Here is a 24,478-nt window from a genome sequence, read left to right on the forward strand (position 1 = left end):
CATGAAGGCCAAACGGACCAAAAAATCTGACGGCAGCGGCAAGTGCATCGCGCTTGCCGTTATCGCCTTCAGTCTGGCCATGCCCGCGTCAACTGCCATTCCTTCCATAGCAGAAGCGCAGGAATACCGACGTGAGCAACGGCGTGGCCTGTTCGACCTCCTTTTCGGAGGAGCACTGCGCCAGCGCCAGCCGGAACGCCCGGCAACGCGCCAGCGCTCTGCCCCACGAAAGCAGCAGGGCACACAACGCCGCCGCTCGGCCACCCGCAGCGCGGCCCCGCAACCTCCACCGCCGCCTGAAGTCGAAAAGCTTGAGAATGCCCGTGTCGTGCTTGTTCTCGGCGACTTCCTGGCCGGTGGTCTCGCAGAAGGGCTGAGTTCAGCCTATGCGGAATCGCCCGGCGTCCGCGTGGTCAACCGCAGCAATGGATCGTCAGGCTTCGTGCGTGACGACTATTACGACTGGAACGGCGAGATTGCGGGCATACTGGAGGACGTGTCGCCCACTGTCGTTGTCATGATGATCGGCTCCAACGACCGCCAGCAGCTCGTCGTCGACGGCAAACGCGAAGCACCACGCTCAGAAGCCTGGCTCGTGGAATACACGCAAAGGGTCGAGACTTTTGCCGCTGCGCTGGAAGAAAAGAAAATCCCGCTCATCTGGAGTGGCCTGCCCCCGTTCAAGTCATCAAGCATGTCTTCGGACATGCTCGCGTTCAACGACATCTACAAGACCGCGGTCGAGGCGGTCGACGGTTCGTTCGTGGACATCTGGGATGGCTTCGTGGACGAAAACGGCGGTTTTATCTTCACCGGCCCCGACATGAACGGGCAGCCGGTGCGCCTGCGCGGCAGCGATGGCATCAACCTGACACGTTCAGGAAAGCGCAAGGTGGCCTTTTACGTAGAGAAGCCACTCAACAAACTGCTCGGCGAGGCCGTGTCTCCGGATATCGGCGAACTTGGCATGGAGAGCCTCCCGGCGCTCGTGCTGCACCCCGAGAACCCCTCCCCGGTGAACCGGACCATGCCGATCTCCCTTTCCGACCCCGCGCTCGACGGCGGGCTTGAACTGATGGGCGCTGTGGTAAAACCGATCGCACGTCAGGAGCGCGGTCAAAGCGACGGGGCCACTCCGGAACCTGTTGCCCAGCCCGGTCGTGCTGACAATTTCTCCCTGCGCACGAACGCAACTCCGAGAAGCGAAACGCCGCCCGGCCCCCCGGCCCAGGCGACGCCCTGATTTCAGTACGCGCTGAGACGGCTTAACGCGGCAGGACGGAACTTCCCATGAGGAACTCGTCAATCGCCCGTGCTGCCTGACGCCCCTCGCGGATCGCCCAGACCACCAGCGATTGACCACGGCGGACATCGCCTGCCGCAAACAGCCGGTCGACTGTGGTCTTGTAGTCGCGGTCATTGGCGTTGACGTTGACCGAGTTGCGGCGATCAACATCGGTTTTCAGACGATCTCCGAATTCCGACAGAACGCCCGTTTCCGCCGGGCCGGAGAAGCCGATGGCGATGAAGGCGAGATCGGCGCGGATGACGAATTCCGTACCTGCGATGGGTTTGCGCTTCTCATCCACCTGGCAGCATTTCACACCGGTCAGAACCCCGTCCTCGCCGATGAATTCGAGCGTTGCGACCTGGAACTCGCGCTCCGCACCTTCGGCCTGCGAGGATGAAGTGCGCATCTTGGTCGCCCAGTAGGGCCAGACGGCGAGCTTATCTTCCTTTTCCGGCGGGCGCGGACGAATGTCGAGCTGGGTAACGCGCACCGCCCCCTGACGGAACGCCGTGCCCACGCAGTCGGACGCGGTGTCGCCGCCACCGACCACCACCACATGCTTGCCGCCGGCGAGGATGGGATCGGAAGCCCAGGCAACGGACTGGATGTCCTCGCCGCCCACACGCCGGTTCTGCTGAACCAGATAGGGCATTGCGTCGTGCACACCTTCGAGGTCGGCACCAGGAATACCGGCAGGACGCGGGCGCTCCGAGCCGCCGCAATACAAAACGGCATCATATTCGGAAAGGAGGTCCTCGACCGGCTTGTCGACGCCGACATTCACGCCGCAATGGAAGGTGACGCCCTCGCCCTGCATCTGCTCGACGCGGCGGTCGATGTAGTGCTTCTCGATCTTGAAATCGGGAATGCCGTAGCGCATCAAGCCGCCCGGCCTGCTTTCGCGCTCATAGACATGCACCTGATGGCCCGCACGGCCAAGCTGCTGGGCAGCCGCCATGCCCGCGGGCCCCGAACCGATGATGGCCACGGTCTTGCCTGTCTTGTGCTCGGGCGGATAGGGCCGCACGAAGCCCGACTCATAGGCCTTGTCGGCAATGGCCTGCTCGACCGTCTTGATGGCAACGGGAATGTCTTCGAGGTTGAGCGTGCAGGCTTCCTCGCAGGGCGCGGGACAGATGCGGCCCGTCCATTCGGGGAAGTTGTTGGTGGAATGCAGGTTGCGGATCGCCTCGTCCCAGTCGCCATTGTAGACGAGGTCGTTCCAGTCCGGGATCTGGTTGTGGACCGGACAGCCTGTCGGCCCGTGGCAATAGGGAATGCCGCAATCCATGCAGCGCGCGGCCTGTTTCTCGACTTCCTTGTCCGACATGGGCAGCGTGAATTCGCGGAAATGGCGAATACGGTCGGATGCCGGCTGATACTTGTGGACCTGCCGGTCGATTTCGAGAAAACCTGTAACCTTACCCATCGAGTAAACCCCGTTATTCTATTGTAGTGCCGGAAGTCCGAGGACTTCCTCGCACCGTGCAATCCAGCGGGTGAGCGCCCTGCGCCCGTCGAGTTCAAATCCGCCCTGAGGGGCAAGCCGCGTGTAGCCGAGAAGCGCAATGTCGGCGATGGTGAGCGCATCACCGACAAAAAAGTCACGCGTCTTCAGAGCATCATCCATGAAATCGAGCGCGGCCTCGCCCCGCTCGACCTTGTCAGGATCACGCGTCTCCACCGGCTCCCTGCGGTAGACCACATGAAAACGCGCGCCTGCCACATTGGGCTCGTGGAAATTCTGCTCCCAGAACATCCACTGATCCATTTCCGCCGCGGCGAACGCGTCATCCGGCAGGAGCGCGCTGCCCCGCGCCAGATAGCGCATGATCGCGCCGGACTGCCCGAGTGTGCGACCATCATCAAACCGCACCACCGGCACCTGCCCGAAGGGCGACATGGCGAGGAATTCCTCGGTACGGCTCTCGCCCGCCATGATGTCAAGCTCGCGCCAGCGATAGGCGAGCCCGAGATGATCCGCCGTGTACTTGACCTTCAGGCAATTGCCCGAGTTCTGATCACCAAAGATCTCCATCGCATTTTCTCCCAAGGACGGCGGCTATTCCGCCGCCAGCCCCAGTTTCATGCGTTCCATCTCCTCAAGCGCACGGCGGTACTCGACCGGCATCACCTTGCGGAATTTGGGCCGATAGTCCGCCCAGTTGTCCAGAATGGTGCGCGCCCGCTCAGAGCCCGTGTAATGGAGATGGTTGGAGATGAGCTGCGCCAGACGCTCCTCATCGTGCCGGGTCATGTCGCCGGATACGTCGACGCGCCCCTTATGCATGAGGTCACCGCCGTGGTGGTGCAGCTTTTCGAGGATGTCGTCTTCCTCCGGAACCGGATCGAGCTCGACCATGGCCATGTTGCAGCGCTCAGCAAAATCGCCAGCCTCGTCCAGCACATAGGCGACGCCGCCCGACATGCCGGCTGCGAAGTTGCGGCCTGTCTGGCCGAGCACGACGACAACGCCGCCGGTCATGTATTCGCAGCCATGATCGCCGACGCCTTCGACAACGGCGACGGCACCCGAGTTGCGCACGGCAAAACGCTCGCCCGCAACGCCCCGGAAGTAGCACTCACCCTCGGTGGCACCGTAAAGCACGGTGTTGCCGACGATGATGGACTCTTCCGCGACAATCTTCGAATCGTCCGTCGGACGAATGACGATGCGCCCACCCGACAGACCCTTGCCGACATAGTCGTTGGCATCGCCATGAAGGGTGAAGGTGACGCCGCGCGCCAAGAACGCGCCGAAGGACTGACCGGCCGTGCCCGTGAGGCGCACATCGATCGTGCTGTCCTTCAGGCCCTTCTGGCCATAGCGCTTGGCCACCGCGCCCGACAGCATCGCGCCAGCGGAGCGGTCGGTGTTGCAGATCGGGAAGTCCAGCGACACGGGCTCCCGGTTTTCAAGCGCGGGCTTTGCCGCCTCGATCAGCTTGCGGTCGAGGATGTCGTCGATCGGATGGACCTGCCGTTCCGTCCAGCGCAAGGCTTCGCGCGGGGCATCGGGCTTGTAGAAGACTTTCGTGAAGTCGAGGCCGCGCGCCTTCCAGTGCGCGATCATCGCGTTCTTCTCGAGAAGGTCCGACTGGCCGATAATGTCGTCGAGCTTCGTATAGCCCATCTCGGCCAGATACTGACGCACCTCTTCCGCGACATAGAAGAAGTAGTTGATGACGTGCTCCGGCGTGCCCTTGAAGCGCTTGCGCAGCACCGGATCCTGCGTGGCGACGCCGACGGGGCAGGTGTTCAGGTGGCACTTGCGCATCATGATGCAGCCGGCGGCGATCAGCGGTGCGGTGGAGAAGCCATATTCGTCGGCGCCCAGCAGCGCGCCGATGATGACATCGCGGCCGGTTTTCAGCCCGCCGTCGACCTGAAGCGCCACGCGCGAGCGCAGCCCGTTGAGCACCAGGGTCTGGTGGGTTTCGGCAAGCCCCATCTCCCACGGGCTGCCGGCATGCTTAATGGAGGTGAGCGGGGAAGCGCCCGTGCCGCCATCATAGCCCGAAATGGTGATGTGATCGGCGCGCGCCTTGGCGACGCCGGCCGCGACCGTGCCCACGCCAACCTCGGAGACGAGCTTGACGGAGACATCCGCATCCGGATTGACGTTTTTCAGATCGTAGATGAGCTGCGCCAGATCCTCGATGGAATAGATGTCGTGATGCGGCGGCGGCGAAATGAGGCCGACACCCGGCGTGGAGTGGCGCACCTTGGCGATGGTGGCATCCACCTTGTGGCCGGGAAGCTGACCGCCCTCGCCGGGCTTTGCGCCCTGCGCCACCTTGATCTGCATCATGTCGGAATTGACAAGATATTCGGTGGTGACGCCGAAACGGCCGCTGGCAATCTGCTTGATGGAGGAGCGCTCCGGGTTCATCGAACCGTCGGGCATCGGCAGGTAGCGATCAGGCTCCTCGCCGCCCTCGCCCGTGTTCGACTTGCCGCCCAGCGCATTCATGGCGCGCGCCAGCGTGGTGTGCGCCTCGCGGCTGATGGAGCCGAAGGACATGGCGCCGGTGGAGAACCGCTTGACGATTTCGGAAGCCGGCTCGACCTCGTCGAGCGAAACAGGCTTGCGGCCGGCATCCCTGGCCGTCTTGACCGAGAAGAGGCCGCGAATGGACTTGGCGTCTGCCGCCTCGCCATCAACCATCTTTGCGAAATCGCGATAGGTCTCGAAGGACTTGCCGCGCACGGCATGCTGGAGGGAGGCAACGGCATCGGGCGACCAGATGTGGGATTCGCCGCGCATGCGGTAATTGTATTCGCCACCCACTTCGAGCGCGTTTTTCAGCACCGGGTCGGGACCGAACGCCGATGTGTGGCGGCCCGCGGTCTCGGCTGCAATCTCTTCCAGCCCGACACCTTCGATCGTGGTGGCGGTGTTGGTGAAATACTGCTCGATGAAATCGCTTTCGAGGCCCACGGCATCGAAAATCTGCGCGCCGCAATAGGACTGGTAGGTGGAGATGCCCATCTTGGACATGACCTTCAGAATGCCCTTGCCGATGGCCTTGATGTAGCGCTGCACGACCTCCTGCGGGTCCACCTCCGGCGGAAACTCACCGGCCTTGTGCATGGCAAGCAGCGTGTCGAAGGCGAGATAGGGGTTGATCGCCTCGGCGCCATAGCCTGCCAGGCAGCAGAAATGATGCACCTCGCGCGGCTCGCCGGATTCGACCACGAGGCCGACCGCGGTGCGCAGGCCCTTGCGGATCAGGTGATGGTGGACGGCGGCGGTGGCAAGCAGCATCGGGATGGCGATGCGGTCCGGGCCGATCTGACGATCCGACAGGATGATGATGTTATAACCGCCGGCAACGGCTGCCTCGGCCCGGTCGCACACGCGCTCCAGAGCGCCACGCATGCCGGCAGCACCCTCGCCCGAGGCATAAGTGACGTCGATGGTCTTGGTGTCGAACCGGTCCTCGGTGTGGCCGATGGAGCGGATCTTTTCCAGATCCCCATTGGTGAGGATGGGCTGGCGCACCTCAAGCCGCTTGCGGCGCGAGGAGCCGACCAGATCGAAAATATTGGGCCGCGGGCCGATGAAGGAGACCAGGCTCATCACCAGTTCTTCGCGGATCGGATCGATCGGCGGGTTGGTGACCTGCGCAAAGTTCTGCTTGAAATAGGTGTAGAGCAGCTTGGGCTTGTCGGACATGGCCGAGATCGGCGTGTCGGTGCCCATGGAGCCGATGCCCTCCTGGCCGGTCGTGGCCATGGGCGCCATCAGCATCTTCGTGTCTTCCTGCGTGTAGCCGAAGGCCTGCTGCAGATCGAGCGGGGAGACATCCTTGCGCAGGGCGCGCGGCTCCACCGGCTTCAGATCCTCAAGGATGAGTTGGGTGTTGTCGAGCCACTTCTGGAAAGGATGCTTGGTGGCGATTGCCGCCTTCACATCCTCGTCGGAGATGATGCGGCCTTCTTCCATGTCGATCAGGAGCATGCGGCCGGGCTGGAGACGCCATTTGCTGACGATCTTCTCCTCCGGCACGACCAGCGCACCGGCTTCGGACGCCATGATGACGCGATCGTCGTCGGTGACGATGTAGCGCGCCGGACGCAAACCGTTGCGGTCGAGCGTTGCGCCAATCTGGATGCCGTCGGTAAAGGCCACGGCAGCCGGGCCATCCCACGGCTCCATCAGCGCCGCGTGGTATTCGTAGAACGCCTTGCGCTCGTCGCTCATCAGGCGATTGCCGGCCCAGGCTTCCGGGATCAGCATCATCATGGAATGGACGAGCGAATAACCGCCCTGGAACAGGAACTCCAGCGCGTTGTCGAAACAGGCCGTGTCGGACTGGCCCTCATAGGAAATCGGCCAGAGCTTGGAAATGTCGTTGCCGAAGAGCTCCGAATCCACCGAAGCCTGCCGCGCCGCCATCCAGTTGACGTTGCCGCGCACGGTGTTGATCTCGCCATTGTGGGCGACCATGCGATAGGGATGCGCGAGCTCCCAGGAGGGGAAGGTGTTGGTGGAGAAGCGCTGGTGCACGAGCGCCAGCGCCGTCTCGAAGCGCGGATCCTTCAGGTCCTTGTAATAGGCGCCAAGCTGATAGGCGAGGAACATGCCCTTGTAGACGATGGTGCGCGCCGACAGCGAGACGGTGTAGAAACCATGCGTGCCGCCTTCCAGCTCCTCGCGCACACGGCCCGAAATCACTTTGCGCAGGATATAGAGCCGCCGCTCGAAATCCTCTTCATTCTGGATACTCGCCCCGCGCGCGATGAAAATCTGCCGGTGGACCGGCTCGGAAGCAACGATTTCGGGCGCCTTGGAGAGGCAGGAATTGTCGACCGGCACATCGCGGAAACCGATCAGTTCCTGACCTTCCGAGCGCACCACATCGGCAATGATCGTATCGATCTTCTCGCGCAGAGCGCCGTCGCGCGGCATGAAGAAATGACCGACGCCATAGTGGCCGGGCTCGGGAAGCTCGACACCGCGTTCGGCCCATTCTTCACGATAGAAACGGTCGGGGATCTGCATCAGCATGCCCGCACCGTCGCCCACGAGCGGGTCAGCCCCCACGGCACCGCGATGGGTGAGGTTCTCGAGCATGGCAAGCCCGTCCTGAACGATGCTGTGCGAGCGCTTGCCCTTCATATGCGCGACAAAGCCGACACCGCAGGCGTCATGCTCATTGCGCGGGTCGTAAAGCCCCTGCGCTGCCGGCAGGCCGGGCACGATTGTCTTCGCTGTGCGTTTGACGGTGGCCGCTCCGGCCTCGGCGGCAGGTTCGAACCTGGTCGAAACAGATGGCGTCATTTCCGTCATCGCAATTCCTCACAATTGTTGCCCAGAGCCTCTCCTCACTGGGCGGTCGTTCAGTCGCCGGGCTGCCCTTGCGGCCATCCGGGGTGTATGCACGGCATTTCCATTTAGAAGCCGGAGGAACGCTACCGGTTCGCTCCGGCGCATTTTCTTGTTCTTGGGCGGGGCATTCCTGCCTATGGATTTTGCTCCGGTCATTGCCGGACCGCCTTCGTCGCGCCGATCACCGCTACATTACCACGACCCGGGGAGGCGTTTGCAATGCACCGTAACATGATCTTTGCGCAATAAGACAGGATTGCTGTCCTAATCGCTGAAATGCCAGAAATACCAACACCAGACAAGACGGAAATGCAAATTTTTTGCGCAAAAAGCGAAAGAAAATTCCCGAACTGCAAGTATTGTCGAAATTATCCATCATCACCGCAGATCATCCTGCAAAGCAAAAGAATGACCGCAACATCTCATCCCGGGGGCTTGATACGGAGGGGTGAAGCGCGCAATGTCGCGCCGCCACTGCTTATTTTAAGGTCAAAAGAGAGATCGACTGCATGAATTTCGCCTCCGACAACTGGGCCGGCGCCCATCCGCAAATCGCCGAAGCGCTCACAAACAATGCAGGCGGCTATGCATCGGCTTACGGTACCGGCGATCTGGACAGGCAGGTCGAGCGAATCTTCTGCGATATTTTCGAACGCGACGTGGCGGTGTTCTTCGTCGGCACCGGCACGGCCGCCAACAGCCTGTCGCTTGCGTGGGCTGCCAAACCCGGCGGCGTTGCCTTCTGCCACACAGAGGCCCACGCGATCGATGACGAAGGTGGCGCTCCGGAATATCTGACCGGCGGCGCGCGCCTGAAGGGTGTTGCAGGCCCGTTGGGGCGCATGGACCCGAACGCGCTCGACGTGGCGATCCGCGCGCATCCGGCCGAGTTCGTGCATGCGGGACAGCCCATGGCGGCGTCCATCACACAGGCAACCGAGATCGGCACGCTTTATTCCCTTGAGGAAATCGAGAAAATCGCCGGCATCTGCCGCGAGGCCGATATTCCGTTGCACCTCGACGGCGCGCGCTTTGCCAACGCCCTGGTGGCGCTTGAAACCACGCCGGCAGAGATGACCTGGAAGCGCGGCGTCGACATCGTCTCCTTCGGCGGGACTAAGAATGGCTGCTGGTGCGCGGAGGCCATTGTCGTGCTCGACCCGGCAAAGGTCGGGCAGATGCATTTTCTGCGCAAGCGCGCTGCGCACCTCTTTTCCAAATCGCGCTTCATCGCCGCACAGTTCGAAGCCTATTTCCGCGACGATTTATGGCTAAAGACGGCACAGCACGCCAACGCCATGGCCGCCGACCTCGCATCTGCCATTTCGGCCGCCGACGGCACACGCCTCGCCTGGCAGCCACAGGCAAATGAGGTGTTTGCACTGATGACCGCCGAGAAGGCAAAGACACTGCAGGCCGCGGGCGCGAAATTTTACCCGTGGAAGCCCCCTCTATCCTTTACCAGCGAGGTCAGCGCAGGAGAGGTTCTTCATCGGTTTGTGACCAGCTTTGCCACCGAGCGCTCCGAGATCGAAGCGTTCAGGCAGGCCCTGAACGGTTGAGCAGAAGGCGCGCGCGATAAACACCGCCTCACGCCCAAGTGATGGTGGCTCGCGCGCGCTTGATTTCCAAGTGAACTGTCCCTCTGAAAAAACGGGTCCTGCCGGAGCTGAAATCCGGCTTCGACACGACCTCTAGAGGAGATCATTTCATGTCCACGAAAACCGCACTCACCGCTGCCTACATTGCCGGCACAGTCGCTGCCGCTCTGTCGGCCGGAACCCTCGCCACGACCACGGCTGCCCAGGCACAGGAAAAAGAAAAGTGCTATGGTGTTTCCATGGCCGGCAAGAACGATTGCGCTGCCGGCCCCGGCACCACCTGCGCCGGCACTTCGAAGGTCGACTATCAGGGCAACGCCTGGACCTATGTGGATGCAGGCACCTGCACCACGATGGAACTGCCCGGCGAACGCATGGGCTCGCTTGAGCCGCTCGATCGCGATCTGCCGTCCTGATCGACCTGACTGCATCCTGAACCAGTAATGCCGGGAGGCGCCTGATGGCACGCGAATTCGCAATTCACTCCGCAAACCAGAACCGCCTCCCGGCATTCACTCCCGCCGGCAGGGCCGGCGCGAGTTTCAAACCGCAGCATTTCGATGCAATCGCAGCAGACCCGACTTCGGTCGGCTTCGTGGAGGTGCATGCGGAAAACTATATGGGCGCGGGCGGACCGCCGCACGCCGCCCTGACCGAAATCCGCAACATGCTGCCCGTTTCCCTGCACGGCGTGTGCATGTCCATCGGCGGGATGAACCCGCTCGATCCCGAACACCTCGCCCGTTTTGCCGGCCTCGTCGAGCGATACGAACCCTTCAGGGTGTCGGAACATCTCGCCTGGTCGACCCATGACGATGTGTTTTTCAACGACCTCCTGCCCCTGCCCTATACCGACGAAACGCTGGCGCGCGTGTGCGAGCATATTGATCAGGTGCAGGAAGCGATCGGCGGACCGATCCTGCTTGAAAACCCGTCCACCTATGTTCTGTTTTCCGAATCTGTCTGGAAGGAAACCGATTTCCTGCGTGAAATCGTGAAGCGCACGGGCTGCGGCCTGCTGCTCGACATCAACAATGTGTTCGTCTCCGCAACCAATCACGGCTTCAGCGCCACCGGATACCTGGCCGATTTCCCGCTGGAGCATGTGGGCGAAATCCACCTTGCCGGCCATGACGAGCAGGAGGATGACGAGGGCGCGCCGCTGTTGATCGACAGCCATGACCGGCCCGTCGCCGACCCCGTGTGGAGCCTCTACGAGACGGTGATCAAGGCGTGCGGGCCGATCGATACCCTTGTCGAGTGGGATTCGGAGGTTCCCGACTGGCCGGTCCTGCGCTCGGAAGCCATTGCCGCCGAACGCATTCTCGACCGTTATCGTGGCCATCAGCAAAACGTGAAACGCCATGCGCTCCACTCCTGACCTCGTGGCGGCCAATGCGTCCACCGCTTACGATGACGCGTTCGGTGCGGTGCTTCTCGATCCGGAGCGTGCGACACCGCGGGGCGTGACCGGCCCGCACGGCAAGGCGGCGCAGAAACGCTTCAACGTCTACCGCAACAATGTCACCCACAGCCTCGTCACGGCGCTCACCGAAATCTTCCCGGCGGTGACGCAGATCCTCGGGGACGAGAATTTTCGCATGATCGCGCGCGATTTCCTGCGCGCGCATCCGCCGCGCTCGCGTCTCGTCTTCGAATATGGGCATGATTTTGCGGATTTTCTCGCCGGTTTCACACCGATCCGCCATCTGAAATACCTGCCTGACGTCGCGCGGCTCGAACGCGCCTGGCTCGACGCCTATCACGCAGCCGACCGGACGCCGCTCACTGCTGCCGATCTCGGCGCGCTGCCGCCCCAGGCGCTGGCGACGGCGCTCTTCACGCCGCATCCGGCCGCACGCCTCGTCTCTTCAGACTATGCGGTCTACACGATTTTCACCGCGCACCGGGGAGGCCCGATGCCCGAGCGCATCAATGCCGGTATTGCCGAAGCTGCCCTTGTGACGCGGCCATCTCTGAACGTGCAGGTGCGAAGGCTCGACCCCGGCCAGTTTCTTTTCCTTCAGGCCTTAAGCAAGGGCGTGCGCCTGCAAGACGCCGCAGGCCTGGCACTTGAGAGCCAGCCGGACTTCGATCTCCAGGCGGCAATCGCCATGACCATTGAAAGCGGCGCGTTTGAAGGCTGCCGCGCCGGCAACGATATCGACGAAAAGGACTGATGGCCGTGTTTCAGACAATCGAGGCGCTGCATGCGCGTGTCTTCTCAACCGTGGAGCGGATGCTCGACGGCTGGTTTCTGGGCTTTGCAGCCCGTTTCTCCTTCTTCGCCGTTCTCTATTTCTACTTCCTGAACTCGGCACGAACCAAGGTCGGAGATGGCTTTTTCGGCTTCTTTCATGTCGCTGACGGCGCCTACTACCAGATCGCACTGCCGGCGGTGGAAGCGGCAGGGGGCAACGTTTCGGCCGTGTCATTCATTCCATGGGGATTCATTGTCTGGATGGGGACGTATTCCGAGTTCGTGTTGCCATTGCTGATCGTGATCGGCCTCTTCACCCGCATTGCCGCACTCGGCATGATCGGTTTCGTGCTCGTTCAGTCCTATGTGGACATCGCCGTGCACAATGTGGGTTCGGAGACGGCGGGAGCCTGGTTCGACCGATTTTCGGACGGACTGATCTGGGATCAGCGCACGCTCTGGGTTTTCCTGCTTCTCTATCTCGTGGTCAAAGGCGCGGGGTTGATCTCGCTCGACGCGCTTCTTTCACGCCGCCGCACGATTTCAGACAGCTGAACCAGAAGCGGCGCCACAAGGGCGCCGCCAATGCTCAATGAGCATTTCTCTGGTTTCGAGCATCGGACCGAAACGCGGAATGCAGTTTTCGGATTATTCCGATGCTCCATTTACAGTCTGGATCGTCCTTTGTGCGTCCGAATGGACGCCGGCGATCTAGTGGGCCTTGGCCTCGATTTCCTTCGCATCCTTCACCGAAGCGATGGGGATGCGGCGCGGCTTCATCTCCTCGGGGATGTTGCGCGTCAAATCGATGTGCAGAAGGCCGTTCTCAAGATTGGCGCCCGTCACCTCGACATGATCGGCAAGCTGGAAACGGCGCTCGAAGCTGCGTGAGGCGATGCCGCGATAAAGCAGTTCGCTCTCGCCCTTCTGCTCGGCACTCTTTTCGCCCTTGACGGTGAGCACGTTGCGATGGGCCTCGATGGAAATGTCCTCTTCGCCAAACCCGGCGACAGCCATCGAAATGCGATAGGCATCTTCACCCGTGCGCTCGATGTTGTAAGGCGGGTAAGTCTGGCCATTGTCCGGCTGACCGAGCGTATCAAGCATCGAGAAAAGCCGGTCGAAGCCGACGGTGGAACGATAAAGAGGCGAAAAATCTACGTGACGCATGGTCTGTTCTCCTGTTGAGCAACATTGCGTTATGGCCATGTTCCGAAACCCGCTTATGGGCGTTTCCGAGAGGCCAGCGACCCCGTTCTGGCGGCCGCAGAAAATATATGGGGGCAGCAAAAATCCGGTTCAAGAGCCCGCCGATCCAGATGAACGGCGGATGAACGGAGCACTCGGAAACCGTTCAGCTTGGCCCCGCTAGGGTGGCTCTACCTGATTGGCAGCCCTGCGTTGCCACCGGGTAAAGCACCGGATGTAACGTCCCTTCCACCGGTGCGGAACGCCGGAAGCGGCATGACGTCGCTTCCGGCATTCGACCTCCCAGAACCTTTCCGTTTCTTGCCTTTCAGCCCACCCGGCTCTATCAATCCATAGGAATATCATCTTCCGTCACCCCTCAACCATGCTCTTGAGGCCAATGATTCCGCATGGATGACCTGCTTATCGCCGTTCCGGAGAATCCCGCGCCAGACGGGATTGAAGCAGGCCTGTTGCAGACGGGGGACGGGGTTTCGATCCGCTACGCGCGCGTGCCGGGCCGGGGCGAGACGAAGCGTGGCACGGTGGTGCTGCTTCCAGGCCGCAACGAATACATCGAAAAATACTTTGAGACGGCCGACGACCTCGCACAGCATGGCTATGGATCGACGATCCTCGACTGGCGTGGGCAGGGTGGCTCCGAGCGGCTTCTGGCGAATGCCGATCGCGGCTATGTGGAGAGTTTCGATGACTATGTGCGCGATCTGGACACGCTGTTTGAGCAGGTCGTTCTGCCGGACTGCCGGGGCCCCTATTATATCCTTGCCCACTCAACGGGCGTGCTGATTGCGCTTCTGGCCTCCCCCAGCCTCACCAACCGTGTGCGCCGCATGGTGCTTTGCGCGCCGCTGCTTGGCCTTGCCGGCTCGCCGGCCATAACGACCTGGGTGGCGCGCCTCGCCCGGTTTCTCTACGCGATCGGGCTTGGAAAAATGTATATGCCGGGCCGGCGCAACCGGCTGAAGACACCGGATTTCTCACCCGCGGCGCTGAGCTCCGACTCGGAGCGCTTCAACCGCAACCGCGCGACGGTGACGGCCTGGCCGGGGCTTGCCATCAATGGCCCGACAGTGGCCTGGACGCGTGCCATGTTCCGCGCGGTCGAGCAGGTGACGGATCCGGACTTCATGGCCCGGCTGCACATCCCATCGCTGATACTCGCAGCCGGGAGCGACCGTGTCGTTTCCAACAGCGCCATCGAAACCTATGCGCGCCACCTGCGCAGCGGTTCGCTGCTGACGATCGATGGCGCACGCCACGAACTCCTGCAGGAGGCCGACCGCTACCGTGAGCAGGCGCTCGCCGCCTTCTTTGCGTTTGTGGAAGGAACAGGCGACATCGACTTCTGAACCGTGTCAGCGCAGGAGCGCCATTGCCTTTTCATGGAGCTGGGGCGTGGCAGCGGCAACGATATCCCCGCCGCTTTCGGGCCTGCCACCGGCCCAGCTCGTGATCACCCCGCCCGCCTGCTCGATGATGGGGACGAGTGCGACAATGTCGTAGGGCTGCAGCGCCGTTTCGACGACGAGGTCGATCTGCCCTGCCGCCAGCATGGCATAGGCGTAGCAATCGGTGCCGTAGCGGGCGAGACAGACGGATTTTTCCACCCGGTCATAGGCCGGACGGCGCAGCCCATCGAACAGCGCAGGCGTGGTGGTGCACAGCGTGGCATCGGCAAGCTCGGTCGTCTCGCGGGTTTTCAATGACCGCGCACCGCCCGGCCCCTCATAATGGGCGCCCTCGCCGACCGTGTAGAAAAGCTCCCCCGTGAAGGGCTGGGACATCATACCCGCAACCGCGCGGCCCGACACGGTGAGCCCCACCAGCGTTCCCCACAGCGGCAGACCGGAGATGAAAGCGCGTGTGCCGTCGATGGGATCGATGATCCAGCGGTGATCGCTCGCCTCGCCCTCAAGGCCGAATTCCTCGCCCAGTATGCCATGATCGGGATAGGCCTCGCCGATCAGCGCGCGTATCGCCTTCTCGGCCTCGCGGTCGGCCTCCGTGACCGGGTCGAAACCGCCATCGACCTTGTTGTCGATCAGCGCCGGCTGGCGAAAGCGTGGCAGGGTCTGTTCTGCGGCAGCCTCGGCAATGCGGCGCATGAGGGCCGGCGACACGGTCATGGGGAACTCCTGAATTCTGGATTTGGGATTTCTGGATTCGGCTGACAGGCGGATGGTCGGACGTGATCTTCGCCGCGAATGCGGCCGTTTGCAATGGTTGTCGAACGGTTAACGCTTGACAATGCTGCAATGCAACATAAACTTCTATTCAGGCAGTTTATCTGCCGAATGCCCTTTTGGGCGTTTCCTCCCTAGACTTTAGGCCGCGTCGCCCATGCGATGCGGTCTTTTTTTACCCCGCCCTTCCCGGTTGAGGGAAACTCATGCTGCACCGCGGCAAATCTGCAGGTCACTCGGCTGCGAGGGGAAGATCGGTGAAATGCCGCCTGGCGGTCAGCATCAGTTCGCGGGCGAAATCTGTCAGGTCGTCCATCAGGGCATTGAAACCCGGGGTCTTCTCGAACGTCCGTTCATTCATGTAGAGGCTGCGGTTGATCTCGATCTGCAGCGCATGGAGCCCCTGGGCGGGGCGGCCGTAATGCTCGGTGATAAAGCCACCGGCATAGGGCTTGTTGTGGACCACGCAATAGCCGCGCGCCGATAAAAGGCCGACCACCCATTCCGTCAGGATCGGCGCAGCCGACACGCCGAAGCGGTCGCCGATGATGAAATCGGGCCGCAGGCTGCCGTCTCCCGAACGCACCCCCGCCGGCATGGAATGACAGTCGATCAGAATGCCATGACCGAACGCGCAATGCGTGTTGATCAGAAGTCGTTTGAGACATTCATGATAGGGCTGGTAGATCGCCTCGATACGCGAAACGGCTTCGGCCAGCGGCAGCCGGCCGTGATAGATGTCGAGCCCCTCGCCGACCAGCTTGGGCACGGTGCCGAGCCCGCCGGCCACCCGCGGCGAGCGGATGTTGGCATAGGGCGGCACCGGCTCGGAAAACATACGCGGATCGAGTTCCCACGGCTCGCGGTTCACATCCAGATAGGCGCGCGGGAAATTGGCGGCCAGGAGAGGCGCGCCGCAGGCGATCACGCCGGAGAAAAGCTCGTCCACATAACAGTCTTCCGAACGCCGGATCACGGTGGCATCAAGCCGGCTCATTTCAAGAAAACGCTGCGGATAATGACGCCCGCTGTGCGGCGAATTGAAGACGAACGGCGCCTCCTGCGACGCTGGGGCATGCACCTCGAAAGCCGGAATCTTCCCGAAATCCGCTGCAGCATTCATCCGTGTTTTACGCCTCCACCAAGCCTTGTCCCTGCAAAGCCTGCCACCGGCGCGCGCGCCTGTCCAGCCGCTCCACAGACTGGCCCATAAGGATTCACTTGATATTTACCACGCGAGAATCATATAGCTGATGACATACAAGCGGTTTGCGGGACGACCGCTCTCGCACGATTCGGACGGCACAATGGCACGGATTCTCCTGGCGGAAGACGATAACGACATGCGGCGCTTTCTCGTGAAGGCGCTGGAACGGGCAGGCTACGAAGTCGTCGACTTCGACAATGGCGCGGGCGCCTATGACCGGTTGCGTGAAGAGCCTTTCTCTCTCCTTTTGACCGACATCGTCATGCCGGAGATGGACGGCATCGAACTCGCCAGGCGCGCGACGGAAATCGATCCGGACTTAAAGGTGATGTTCATCACGGGTTTTGCCGCCGTGGCGCTGAACCCCGATTCGAATGCACCCCAGGACGCAAAAGTCCTGTCCAAGCCCTTCCATCTGCGCGATCTCGTCAACGAGGTGGAGAAGCTTTTACAGGCGGCCTGAACCGGGTTTCCGGCGGGGAAAGCGCGGCATCCGCCCCGGTTGTCGAAATAGCCGTAAAATCCCCAAACTACCTATTGACGCCAGCCGCAATTTTATGATCTATGCGCGGCGTCGGATGGGCGTGTAGCTCAGCGGGAGAGCACTACGTTGACATCGTAGGGGTCACTGGTTCAATCCCAGTCACGCCCACCATCCGTTTCCCATAAAAATCAGCATTTTACCAAAAGAGCTCCGTGGCTCTAACGCGCAACGTCAATTGGCGTCGACGCAGCCGCAAACTAGCTGACCTCCCCTGCCCGGCGTCATGCCTGAAGGGGCGGCCCGCCGCCCGGTCGCGCCGCTGCCGACCGATAGACCGCCAGCGTGAACTGAACGTGTTCGCGCAGGAGTGCGGCCGCGCGCACCGCATCGCGTGCCAGCGCCGCCTCCATCAGCCGCGTGTGGTTGGCAAGGGACAGCGCTTCTTCCAGCAACGCCAGCGTCGGCGCATCGTGTTCGGCTTCACGCCCCGCATCACCATCTGGCGCAAACAGAAGCGCCTGATGGTGCCGCCTCAGCTGTTCGGAAATCTGCCGCTGAAAGGATTTCAGCCAGCCTGACCTGGCAGCGGCGAGAAGCGATCCATGGAAGGCATCATGCGCATCCATCCAGGAGGCGAAAGCCGCCGCACGATCGCTGCAAAGGGCGGCTGAGGCGCGTGACAACCGATGGTGACACGCCACGATGGCGCTTTCCCATTCCAGGTCGCCATGGGCTATGGCGTCCTTGAGAAGCGCCGTTTCCACGACAGCCCGCGCCTGTTCGAGATCTTCCAGTTCCGCAACCGAGACCGATGCTACACGGTAGCCGCGATTGGGGCTGAGAACGGCAAGGCCCGCCTCTTCAAGCCGCGACAATGCTTCGCGCAGCGGCGTGTACCCGACACCATAACGCTTCGACAGCATCATCAGGCGCAGGGGTGCACCGGGCGCCAGAACACCACTGACAATGTCCCGCTTGAGTGCGCCAAGCGCTCCCTCGGGCTCTAACGGATCGCTCTGTGGCATTGTCTTGACCTTAGATTTCATATAATCAATCATATTATATATAATCTTGCGAGCCAATAGAGCCTTGATCAAATGAGCGTAACCAAACCAAATCAGGACGCAGACACGATGGCAAATGCCCAAGAGAGCGACAGGCTCGACCCGCTGAAGGCGTATCGTTCCAGATTTACGCTCCCGGAAGGCGTTGTGTATCTGGATGGCAACAGCCTTGGCGTCCTGCCGGCAGGTCTCGGCGTTCGCATGAGTGACGTGATCGAACGCCAGTGGGGCGAACGCCTGGTGCGCGGCTGGAACGACGCCGGCTGGATTGACCTGCCATCCCAGGTCGCCGGAAAAATCGCTGCCCTTGTCGGCACCGGTGCGAATTGCGTGACCGTTGGCGATTCCACCTCGATCAATGTCTTCAAGGTGCTTTCTGCAGCCCTCTCGCTGCGTCCGGACCGGCGTGTCATTCTCTCTGACAGGAACAATTTTCCAACCGATCTTTATGTCGCCGACGGGCTTACCCGCCTCCTTGGTCAGGGCTATGAACTGAAACTCGCCACAGCCGAAACGATGGAAGAAGCCGTGGACGAAACCGTTGCCGCAGTGCTGCTGACGGAAGTCGACTACCGGACCGGCGAGCGCTACGACATGGAGGCCATGACGAAGCACATTCATGGCAAAGGCGCCCTTGCTATCTGGGATCTTTGCCACAGCGCAGGCGCTTTTCCCGTCCACCTCGATGCCGCCGGGGCGGATTTCGCCATCGGCTGCGGCTACAAATACCTGAATGGCGGTCCCGGGGCGCCAGCGTTCCTTTATGTCGCAGAACGCCATCTGAATGACGTCGCCCCGGCTCTTTCGGGCTGGATGGGGCACGACGCCCCCTTTGCGTTCACCACCGATTACAGGCCGGCAGACGGCATTGGCCGAATGAAGGTGGGCACACCGCCGATCCTCTCCCTCTCCGCGCTCAACATCGCGCTTGACGCCTTCGAGGGCGTCGACATGGCGCTGGTGCGGCAGAAATCGCAGGAATTGTGCGATCGGTTCATAGCCGAGGTCGAGCATCGCTGCCCGGAACTGGAACTGGTGACACCCCGCGTGCATGAACAGCGCGGCAGCCAGGTGTCGTTCCGGCACCCTGAAGGCTATGCGATCATGCAGGCCCTCATCGCCAATGGCGTGATCGGCGATTTTCGCGCTCCCGACATTCTGCGGTTTGGCATGACACCGCTTTACCTGCGGCACACCGACATCGTGGCCGCTGCAGAAACTCTGGAACGCGTCTTGCGGCAAAAACTCTGGGACCGGGAAGAATATCGCACCCGCGCCAAGGTGACGTGATCCCTGCTCCCTGCCCGATTGACGGGGCTGTTTGGAAAACGGCTCCGTCTGGCTCCCGTAGCCTTACGATAATTTAATACTAGAAAAGATGAAAAGCCGCCCGGAAGCTGGCATAAAGAACATGGCCTGAAGCGACCGGTATACCGGCTGACGAGCGCCGCCTCCATTGCCAAGACCGAATAGCCGGAGCGTGCATGTCTTTCTGGAAACAGGCAGTTGCCTGCCTCATCATTCTTATTGCAGCAGCCTTTGCATGGTTCCTGTACTATCCGGGCGCACAGGATGTGCTGGCGCGTGCGGGTCTTGTCTCTCCCAGCCAAACCTCTGCAGAAAACACCGCAACGCGCGGGCCGCAGCGCGGAGGCCGCGGCGGAGGCGCGCCCGGTCCAGTGGTGACCGCACCCATCACCCAAGCGACAATCAACGACAGGCTTTCCGCCATCGGCACCGGCAGGGCGCGACGCTCGGTCATCGTCAATCCGCTCACGGCGGGCACGCTGGTTGAAATTGCGGTCACGTCCGGCGCTGAGGTGAAGACCGGCGACCTTATTGCGAGGCTCGATTCCGATTCCGAGGAAATTGCTCTGGACCGTGCCGTAATCGCCCTTGATGACGCCCGGGCGACGCTCGAACGCATCAAGGCACTGCGCACGTCCAACACGGTGAGCGTGGTGCAGCAGAACGAAGCCGAGCTTGCGCTGCGCAATGCAGAACTGGCCAAGCGCGAAGCCGAACTCGCACTTGAACGCCGCTCCATCACCGCCCCCATCGACGGGACGGTCGGCATCCTGCCGATCTCGGCCGGCAGCTATGTGACGAGCAGCACGGAAATCGCCAGCATTGACGACCGGTCGCAGATCCTGGTGGATTTCTGGATCCCCGAGCGCTACGCCGACCTGATCGACATTGGTTCGCCGCTGACGGCCACGTCGGTCGCCCGGGCATCTTCGGTCCATGAAGGCGAAATCAGCGCCATCGACAATCGCATCGACCCGGAAAGCCGCACGCTGCGCATCGAGGGACGCATCGACAATCCCGATGACCGATTGCGGGCCGGCATGGCATTCACCATTTCCATGCGCTTCCCCGGCGAAACCTATCCGGCTATCGACCCGCTGGCGATCCAGTGGAGCTCTGACGGGCCGTTCGTCTGGACCGTCGAAAACGGCATGGCGCGGCAGAAGCCCGTGCGCATCGTCCAGCGCAATGCCGACAGCGTTCTGGTCGATGCCGAGTTCGGCGAGAACGACCTTGTCGTTACCCAGGGCATCCACAATGTGCGCGAGGGCGCGCCCGTTGAAACGGCGGGCAATCCGGCCAATGCCGGCGCAAGACTTGCCAATGCGGAAGGGTCCGCGACGTGAAGGAAACGCTTCACAACGCCCAGGCGGGCATCACCGCTCTCTTCGTCCGGCGGCCGGTTCTGGCCTTTGTTTTCAACACGCTGATTGCCGTGGCGGGTCTTGCCGCCCTCTTCGGCATCGAAGTCCGCGAACTGCCGGATGTCGATCGCCCGGTCATCACCGTTTCCACCAATTTTTCCGGCGCCGCCGCAGAAACGATGGACCGCGAGGTGACCGCCATCATCGAAGGTGCCGCGGCCCGTGTCTCGGGCGTGGTGGCGATCTCGTCGGATTCTTCCTACGGCCGCAGCCGGGTGACGGTGGAATTCAGCGACAGTGTCAATCTGGACACCGCCGCCTCCGACCTGCGCGATGCGGTGAGCCGCATCCAGAACAGCCTACCCGATGATGCGGACGCGCCGCGCATCATCAAATCCGACAATGATGCGCAGGCGGTGATGCGCATTGCGCTCACCTCTGCGAGCATGCCGGTGCAGGAACTGACGACGCTGGTCGAGGATGAAGTCGTCGATGCCTTTTCCGCCGTGCCCGGTGTCGCCGACGTGCAGGTCTATGGAGACCGGACCGAGATTTTCCGCGTCGACATCGACCAGACGAAACTCTCCAGCATGGGACTGACGGTCGCCGACGTTTCGCAGGCACTCGGCACGGTCGCGTTCGACACGCCGGCAGGCTCCCTTAGCAACACGACCCAGGACCTGACCGTACGCGCCACAGCCGCCATCTCGACACCGGAAGAGTTCGAAGCGATCTATCTCAAGGACTACGTCCGGCTGGGTGAGGTTGCGACCGTGACGCTTGGCGGCGATCTGGGAGAAAGCCAGTTGCGCGCCAATGGCCGCACCGGCATCGGGCTGGGCATCGTGCGCCAGGCACAGTCGAACACGCTCGAGATTTCCACCGGCGTCCGCAAGGCGGTGGAGGACGTGCGCGAGATTCTGCCCGAAGGGGTCGACATCGAGGTCACCAGCGATGATGCGACCTTTATCAACGGCGCCATCCATGAGGTAGAGATCGCACTGATGATCGCCGTGACGGTGGTCCTTCTGGTCATCTTCATCTTCCTGCGCGACGTCCGCGCGACAATCATTCCCGGCCTCGCCATTCCGGTGGCGCTGATCGGCACACTGGCGACCATCTATCTGACCGGCTTTTCCATCAATATTCTCACCCTTCTGGCGCTCGTCCTGGCCACCGGGCTCGTGGTGGACGACGCCATCGTGGTGCTGGAAAACATCGTGCGCCGGCGCAATGAAGGCATGGGCGCGCGCGCAGCCGCCGTGCTCGGCACACAGGAAGTCTTCTTCGCAGTGCTGGCAACGACGGCGACGCTGATCGCGGTCTTTGTGCCCATTTCCTTCCTGCCGGGGCAGGCAGGTGGCCTCTTCAAGGAATTCGGCTTCGTTCTGGCCATGGCGGTTTTTCTTTCTTCCATCGTGGCACTCTCGCTCTGCCCGATGCTGGCGTCCCGCATGCTGGCCTCCCATCCCGAAGGCGAAGCGGGGGAAGCCACCGGAATGGGTGCACGCGCCGGGCGGGCCCTTTCCGCCATCTATCGACGCTGCCTGCATGCCTGCCTCAACGCGCCTGCCCTGGTGATCGTGATTTCGGTTCTCTTCGCGGCGGCCGCCTATGGTGCGTTCGGCTTCATCAAGTCCGAAATCACACCGAGCGAAGATCGCTCGATCGCCTTCATGCGCGTTTCGGCACCACAGGGTGTCAGCCTCGACTACTTCGCGGAACGGATGCGCCGCATCGAAGCGCTAATACAGCCTCTGCGCGACAGCGGAGAAGTGGTCAGCACATTCTCGATCGCAGGCCGGGGCTCCTCCAACAGCGGCTTCCTGGTGCTGCGGCTGGCCGACTGGGAAAGCCGCACGCGCAGCCAGCAGGAGATCGTTGCCGACATTTCCACCCGCGTGCGCAATGAACCCGGCGTGCGCGCCTTCGTCTTCCAGCCCAACAGCCTTGGCATCCGTGGCGCGGGCAACGGGCTGAGTTTCGCAATCGCCGGCAACAATTATGCAAAACTGACGGAGACCGCAGAAAAGATCGTCGCGGCCATGGACGAGGATCCGGACTTCCGTCAGGCCCGCCTCTCCGACGACACGACACAGCCCCAGCTTTCCATCGCCATCGACCGCGACCGCGCGTTCGATCTGGGGATCGACATCGACGGTCTTGGCAACACGATTCAGGCGATGCTCGATGGCCGCAAAATCGGCTCGGTCTTCATCGACGACCGCAGCGTCGACGTCAAACTGGTTTCGACCACCAATCCGGTGAACGATCCCACCGATCTGGAGAACATCTACATCAAGGCCGGCGACGGACGCTTCGTGCCTTTGTCCGTCATCGCCACTCTGAAGGAGCAGGCGGTACCGCCATCGCTGTCGCGCGAGGATCAGTTGCGTTCGGTCGGCATCAACGCCGCACTCGGCGATGTGGCGCTCGGCGAAGCCTATCAGCGGGCGCAGGAGATCGCCGCGCCCCTGCTCGAACCGGGCATGCGGCTTGTGCCGCTTGGAGAAGCAGCCGCACTTGGCGAGACCGCCAACTCGATGCTGATCATTTTCGGTTTTGCGCTGGTCATCATCCTCCTCGTTCTGGCAGCCCAGTTCGAGAGCTTCGTCAGCGCAATCATCATCATGGCCACAGTTCCGCTCGGGCTCGCCTGCGCCGTGTTCGCCATGCTTCTGACCGGCACCAGCCTCAACGTCTACAGCCAGATCGGCCTCGTGCTGCTCGTCGGCATCATGGCCAAGAACGGCATTCTCATCGTCGAGTTCGCCAACCAGCTCCGCGATCGCGGGCTGGGCGTGCGCGAGGCCATCGAGGAGGCATCATTGATCCGCCTGCGTCCGGTGGCCATGACAATGATCTGTACCATTGTCGGGGGCGTGCCGCTGGTGCTCGCGAGCGGCGCCGGCGCGGAAGCACGCATCGCGCTCGGCTGGGTGATCGTTGGAGGTCTCGGCCTTTCGACGCTGTCGACCCTCTTCCTCACCCCGGTTGCCTATCTGGTGCTCGGGCGCTTCATCACCCCAAAGGTGGAGGAGGAAGCAAGGCTCGAACGCGAACTTGACCACGCGTCGCGGATCGGCGGGAAGGCATCCTGACGGATGCCTCTTCTGGCGGGTGACAATCGCAGTACAAAACTGTATCTGTGCGCGGCGCGCGGGTGGGGAAGCACACCGCGCAACCAGTTCAACAGCCACGGAGTGCCCCGTTGACCACCGGGACAATCAGCATTGAAGAAGCCGAGAAACTGGTAGGGCAGGAAGTCGGCCTGTCCAACTGGCGTGTCGTCACCCAGGAGATGATCGACCAGTTTGCCGCGGCGACGGACGATCACCAGTTCATCCACACCGACCCCGAGCGCGCGGCCCGGGAAACGCCCTATGGCGGCACCATCGCGCACGGCTTCCTGTCGCTGTCGCTGCTGTCGACCATGGTGTTCGAAGCCGTGCCACGGCTCGAGGGGTCCGCCATGGGCGTGAACTTCGGCTTCGAGCGCATCCGATTTCTGGCACCGGTGCGATGCGGCGCCCGCATCCGCGCCCGTTTCGTTCTCGCCGCGATCAAGCTGCGCCCATCGGGCATTGCCGAGGTCAACTACGATGTTTCCGTAGAGATCGAGAACTCGATGAAACCCGCTCTCACCGCGCATTGGCTGACACTGGCGATGCCCGACCGGACAAAGGAAGACTGACCGGTCTGGCGGTTTCCTGCAATCTCATCAAAGCGACA

19 protein-coding genes and 1 tRNA gene are annotated in these 24,478 nt (G+C 62.1%); 13 read left to right on the top strand and 7 right to left on the bottom strand.

The annotated features are described in order from the left end of the window. Position 1 precedes the first annotated feature (1 nt). Positions 2–1,243, top strand: a complete 1,242-nt coding sequence (locus KUG85_RS17200; protein WP_065815779.1) for an SGNH/GDSL hydrolase family protein — start codon at positions 2–4, stop codon at positions 1,241–1,243. A gap of 22 nt (positions 1,244–1,265) precedes the next feature. On the opposite strand, the gene KUG85_RS17205 is transcribed toward KUG85_RS17200, so the two are convergent. The 3 genes from KUG85_RS17205 to gltB are packed head-to-tail and all read right to left on the bottom strand — an operon-like array spanning position 1,266 to position 8,087. Next, entirely contained in the window at positions 1,266–2,720 is a 1,455-nt protein-coding gene (locus KUG85_RS17205; protein WP_223006189.1) for a glutamate synthase subunit beta, read from the bottom strand. A gap of 18 nt (positions 2,721–2,738) precedes the next feature. Beyond that, entirely contained in the window at positions 2,739–3,329 is a 591-nt protein-coding gene (locus KUG85_RS17210) for a glutathione S-transferase family protein (protein WP_223006190.1), read from the bottom strand. A gap of 24 nt (positions 3,330–3,353) precedes the next feature. Beyond that, positions 3,354–8,087, bottom strand: a complete 4,734-nt coding sequence (gene gltB / locus KUG85_RS17215) for a glutamate synthase large subunit (protein WP_223006191.1) — start codon at positions 8,085–8,087, stop codon at positions 3,354–3,356. A gap of 548 nt (positions 8,088–8,635) precedes the next feature. On the opposite strand from gltB, the gene KUG85_RS17220 reads away from it, so the two are divergent. From KUG85_RS17220 to KUG85_RS17240, 5 genes are all read left to right on the top strand, one after another. Further along, entirely contained in the window at positions 8,636–9,688 is a 1,053-nt protein-coding gene (locus KUG85_RS17220) for a threonine aldolase family protein (protein ID WP_223006192.1), read from the top strand. A 149-nt stretch (positions 9,689–9,837) separates the two neighbouring features. After that, entirely contained in the window at positions 9,838–10,143 is a 306-nt protein-coding gene (locus KUG85_RS17225) for a BufA1 family periplasmic bufferin-type metallophore (protein WP_007008556.1), read from the top strand. A 44-nt stretch (positions 10,144–10,187) separates the two neighbouring features. Further along, positions 10,188–11,108 carry an MNIO family bufferin maturase gene (gene bufB, locus KUG85_RS17230; protein ID WP_223006193.1) on the top strand — a complete coding sequence of 307 codons (921 nt, stop codon included), beginning with the start codon at positions 10,188–10,190 and terminating at the stop codon, positions 11,106–11,108. Then, entirely contained in the window at positions 11,092–11,907 is an 816-nt protein-coding gene (locus KUG85_RS17235) for an HvfC/BufC N-terminal domain-containing protein (protein WP_223006194.1), read from the top strand. The genes bufB and KUG85_RS17235 overlap by 17 nt, the downstream gene beginning before the upstream one ends. Beyond that, complete coding sequence (locus tag KUG85_RS17240; RefSeq protein ID WP_065815786.1) at positions 11,907–12,482, top strand: DoxX family protein; 576 nt, start codon at positions 11,907–11,909, stop codon at positions 12,480–12,482. The genes KUG85_RS17235 and KUG85_RS17240 overlap by 1 nt, the downstream gene beginning before the upstream one ends. 156 nt (positions 12,483–12,638) lie before the next feature. Here the strand turns inward: KUG85_RS17240 and KUG85_RS17245 are convergent, their stop codons facing one another. Continuing rightward, positions 12,639–13,097, bottom strand: a complete 459-nt coding sequence (locus tag KUG85_RS17245) for an Hsp20 family protein (RefSeq protein ID WP_007008552.1) — start codon at positions 13,095–13,097, stop codon at positions 12,639–12,641. A 428-nt stretch (positions 13,098–13,525) separates the two neighbouring features. On the opposite strand from KUG85_RS17245, the gene KUG85_RS17250 reads away from it, so the two are divergent. Next, entirely contained in the window at positions 13,526–14,485 is a 960-nt protein-coding gene (locus KUG85_RS17250) for an alpha/beta fold hydrolase (protein ID WP_223006195.1), read from the top strand. Between the two features lie 6 nt (positions 14,486–14,491). On the opposite strand, the gene hisN is transcribed toward KUG85_RS17250, so the two are convergent. Then, positions 14,492–15,262, bottom strand: a complete 771-nt coding sequence (hisN, locus tag KUG85_RS17255; protein ID WP_223006196.1) for a histidinol-phosphatase — start codon at positions 15,260–15,262, stop codon at positions 14,492–14,494. Between the two features lie 289 nt (positions 15,263–15,551). Continuing rightward, the gene (locus KUG85_RS17260; RefSeq protein ID WP_223006197.1) at positions 15,552–16,442 is read right to left on the bottom strand and encodes an N-formylglutamate amidohydrolase; all 891 of its coding nucleotides are present in this window, start codon (positions 16,440–16,442) and stop codon (positions 15,552–15,554) included. Between the two features lie 184 nt (positions 16,443–16,626). Between KUG85_RS17260 and cpdR the strand changes: the two genes are divergently transcribed. Together cpdR and KUG85_RS17270 are read left to right on the top strand one after the other, a co-directional pair. Continuing rightward, positions 16,627–16,989, top strand: a complete 363-nt coding sequence (cpdR, locus tag KUG85_RS17265) for a cell cycle two-component system response regulator CpdR (RefSeq protein ID WP_007008549.1) — start codon at positions 16,627–16,629, stop codon at positions 16,987–16,989. Positions 16,990–17,106: 117 nt separating this feature from the next. Next, positions 17,107–17,181: transfer RNA gene (locus tag KUG85_RS17270), tRNA-Val, on the top strand. A 110-nt stretch (positions 17,182–17,291) separates the two neighbouring features. On the opposite strand, the gene KUG85_RS17275 is transcribed toward KUG85_RS17270, so the two are convergent. Then, on the bottom strand, positions 17,292–18,035 hold the full coding sequence (locus tag KUG85_RS17275; protein WP_255606464.1) for a GntR family transcriptional regulator: 744 nt from the start codon (positions 18,033–18,035) through the stop codon (positions 17,292–17,294). A 108-nt stretch (positions 18,036–18,143) separates the two neighbouring features. Here KUG85_RS17275 and kynU point away from each other — a divergent pair, with 108 nt between their 5' ends. The 4 genes from kynU (at position 18,144) to KUG85_RS17295 (ending at position 24,440) form a co-directional block, all read left to right on the top strand. Beyond that, positions 18,144–19,364 carry a kynureninase gene (gene kynU, locus KUG85_RS17280; protein ID WP_223006199.1) on the top strand — a complete coding sequence of 407 codons (1,221 nt, stop codon included), beginning with the start codon at positions 18,144–18,146 and terminating at the stop codon, positions 19,362–19,364. 194 nt (positions 19,365–19,558) lie between these two features. Next, on the top strand, positions 19,559–20,728 hold the full coding sequence (locus tag KUG85_RS17285) for an efflux RND transporter periplasmic adaptor subunit (protein WP_065815794.1): 1,170 nt from the start codon (positions 19,559–19,561) through the stop codon (positions 20,726–20,728). Then, positions 20,725–23,847 carry an efflux RND transporter permease subunit gene (locus KUG85_RS17290; protein WP_223006200.1) on the top strand — a complete coding sequence of 1,041 codons (3,123 nt, stop codon included), beginning with the start codon at positions 20,725–20,727 and terminating at the stop codon, positions 23,845–23,847. Before KUG85_RS17285 ends, KUG85_RS17290 begins: the two co-directional genes overlap by 4 nt. 110 nt (positions 23,848–23,957) lie before the next feature. Continuing rightward, positions 23,958–24,440, top strand: a complete 483-nt coding sequence (locus KUG85_RS17295) for a MaoC family dehydratase (RefSeq protein ID WP_223006201.1) — start codon at positions 23,958–23,960, stop codon at positions 24,438–24,440. The last annotated feature ends 38 nt before the right edge of the window (positions 24,441–24,478 follow it).

Origin of the sequence: Nitratireductor rhodophyticola (assembly GCF_019891355.1) — a bacterium.
In the GTDB taxonomy this organism is placed as follows: Bacteria; Pseudomonadota; Alphaproteobacteria; order Rhizobiales; family Rhizobiaceae; genus Nitratireductor; species Nitratireductor rhodophyticola.